The organism is Microvirga aerilata (assembly GCF_016743775.1).
Lineage (GTDB): Bacteria > Pseudomonadota > Alphaproteobacteria > Rhizobiales > Beijerinckiaceae > Microvirga > Microvirga aerilata.
The window spans coordinates 1-2,088 of record NZ_JAEQMY010000244.1 but is presented as its reverse complement, the minus strand read 5'-3'; the positions used below and the strand labels follow the sequence as shown (position 1 = coordinate 2,088).

3 protein-coding genes are annotated in these 2,088 nt (G+C 58.3%); all 3 read right to left on the bottom strand.

The features are described from left to right. Nucleotides 1–457: 457 nt before the first annotated feature. Nucleotides 458–742 (bottom strand): hypothetical protein, encoded by a 285-nt coding sequence (locus tag JKG68_RS32050; RefSeq protein ID WP_202066436.1) that lies wholly within the window; start codon nt 740–742, stop codon nt 458–460. 179 nt (nt 743–921) lie between these two features. Then, on the bottom strand, nt 922–1,644 hold the full coding sequence (locus tag JKG68_RS32045; RefSeq protein WP_202066435.1) for a Crp/Fnr family transcriptional regulator: 723 nt from the start codon (nt 1,642–1,644) through the stop codon (nt 922–924). Nucleotides 1,645–1,716: 72 nt separating this feature from the next. Continuing rightward, on the bottom strand, nt 1,717–2,055 hold the full coding sequence (locus tag JKG68_RS32040; protein ID WP_246516126.1) for a PRC-barrel domain-containing protein: 339 nt from the start codon (nt 2,053–2,055) through the stop codon (nt 1,717–1,719). Nucleotides 2,056–2,088: the final 33 nt, after the last annotated feature.

Sequence of the window (2,088 nt, the reverse complement as noted above, 5' to 3'; positions counted from 1 at the left end):
GTTCTTAGCTGCCAGGGCTTTGGTCATCAGTTGATATCTCAAGCCGTTCCATCGACACCCATCCCACACATGTCCTGAGAATTGGGGCTAAATAGGCGCGGGTCCCCTGAATCTCCACGACCCGGCATGGGTATGCCCGTTGGTCCTCCGGAGGACGGTAGATTATGGTCGCACCAGGTTGAGCATCACTGATCGGGTTTCGGCGGAAGGTAGCCGGGGTTCCGTCCCTCCGCGCATCCGGTACCTGAGAGGTATCTCCTCCACCCGTCCTGAGATGATCCAGGGCGGCAATGACCACACAGGCTTGTTCACGGTACTGGTCCGTCAACACTCGCGTGAGGGGGGCCTGCACACGTGCTGGATACCAGGAGGGGCCACTGCTCCTGGCCAGTTCCTCGGCAACGACCGCAATCTCCTCGTCTGTCATGGCGCGTAGCCCTGCGGCGGATGGAGCAGCCTACTGGCATGTCTGGCGGACGCGCTCTTGCAGGATCGCGAGTTGCTGGATGTAAGGCTCGCGTCGCTCGCGATGGTGTTCTCTGAGTTTCTCCAGCACCCGTATCTTGAGGTTCATATCTGTTGTGCGGGTACTGATCGTGTCTCGCTCGCGCTCATATTCGAAGTCAATGTCAGCCAAGGTTGCCAGGAGTGACTGGAGCAAGGGCTGAAGCTCAGGGGAATACATCCTCGGCAACGATGCCTGCTGAGCAGAGTGTGCAGGACGCGGTTTGTTCTCAGCCATCGGTTTCCTCTTGGTATCTTGTTGATTTGCAGAAAGGATGCTGCGGAAGGCATGATGTGTCTGTTCGGGATCGAACAGAAGGGGTGATTTTTGTTAACTTATGTTAGAGCAGCGCCGCCATGCAGCCGTCTTACTGCCACGCTTCCGCCAGAGGCTACCTTTCGCTAACCGAAACAAGCTTAGATATAGGTATGGGGTAGCAGACGCTCATAGCTGCGGCGGATTCTGCCGTAGCACTCGCAGGCGACTTCTTCGAGGCCAGCCCGGTCTGTCACAACAATGCTGCCTCTGCCCTGGCTGATCACCCCTACACTCTGGAGTGTACGCAAGACAATGCTGACACTGGGACGCTGAACGCCCAGCATCTCGGCCAGCAACTCGTGGGTGAGTGGAAGGGTGTTCTGATCCACCCGGTCTTGTGTGCTCAGAAGCCAGCGACAGCAGCGAGCTTCAACCGTGTGAACAGCGTTGCAGGTTACGGTCTGAAACGTCTGGGCGAGCAGCGCCTCGGTAAAGCGATGCAGCAGCACTCGAAAGCGTGGGCACACATTGACCGCCTCGCGCACCCACTCGATGTCTACCTGTGAGGCGCTGCCAGGAATATGGACAATGTAGCGTCCGAAGGACTCACGGGTGAACAGGGCGCTGATCAGACCGAACACCGCCTCACGCCCGAACACTGCCACCTCAACCGAGCCCCCATCCTCCAGGAGGTTGAGCAGTGACACGACCGCATCGTGAGGAAAGTAGGTATAGCGAATGGTGTCACCCGCCTCATAGAGCACCTGACCTTTGAGTAGGTCCACGATTTCCAGGTGCGGTTCGAGATAAGCAAAGTCCTCGGGCTCCAGCGCAGCCAGAAGTCTGTTGGCTCGGTGATCTCTCGAACTTAGCTGTGTCATCACGCACCGCCCCAAGCTCGGCGACCGGCACCTGACGCCATGCTCCCGTTTACAGGCGGTTGTTTCCGCTTCTCACCAGCCCCAGTAGGTCGGCACCTTGTAGTGGTCATGCAGGTCTTGCTCGCGTCTGCGATCCCACCAATCCTTCTCGTCCCCGGAAACCACCGGAGCACCGCTTAGCTCCTCTTGTGTGATGTCGGTGCGGAAGCCGCCAAGCTGGGTGTCGTAGTTAAGCTTCTCCCATGGGATTGTGTGCTCGTGACTGCCAAACCCGAGAAAGCCACCAAAGGACATCACCGCGTACACCACCCGCCCACTTACCTTCTCGATGATCAGATGGTGGATCGTGCCGACGTGCTTGCCTTGCGGACTGTAGACCGGGGTTCCCTCAACCCGGTTGCTCTCAATCAGGGGATGGACGGAGGTGGTTGTACCGGATGTCTG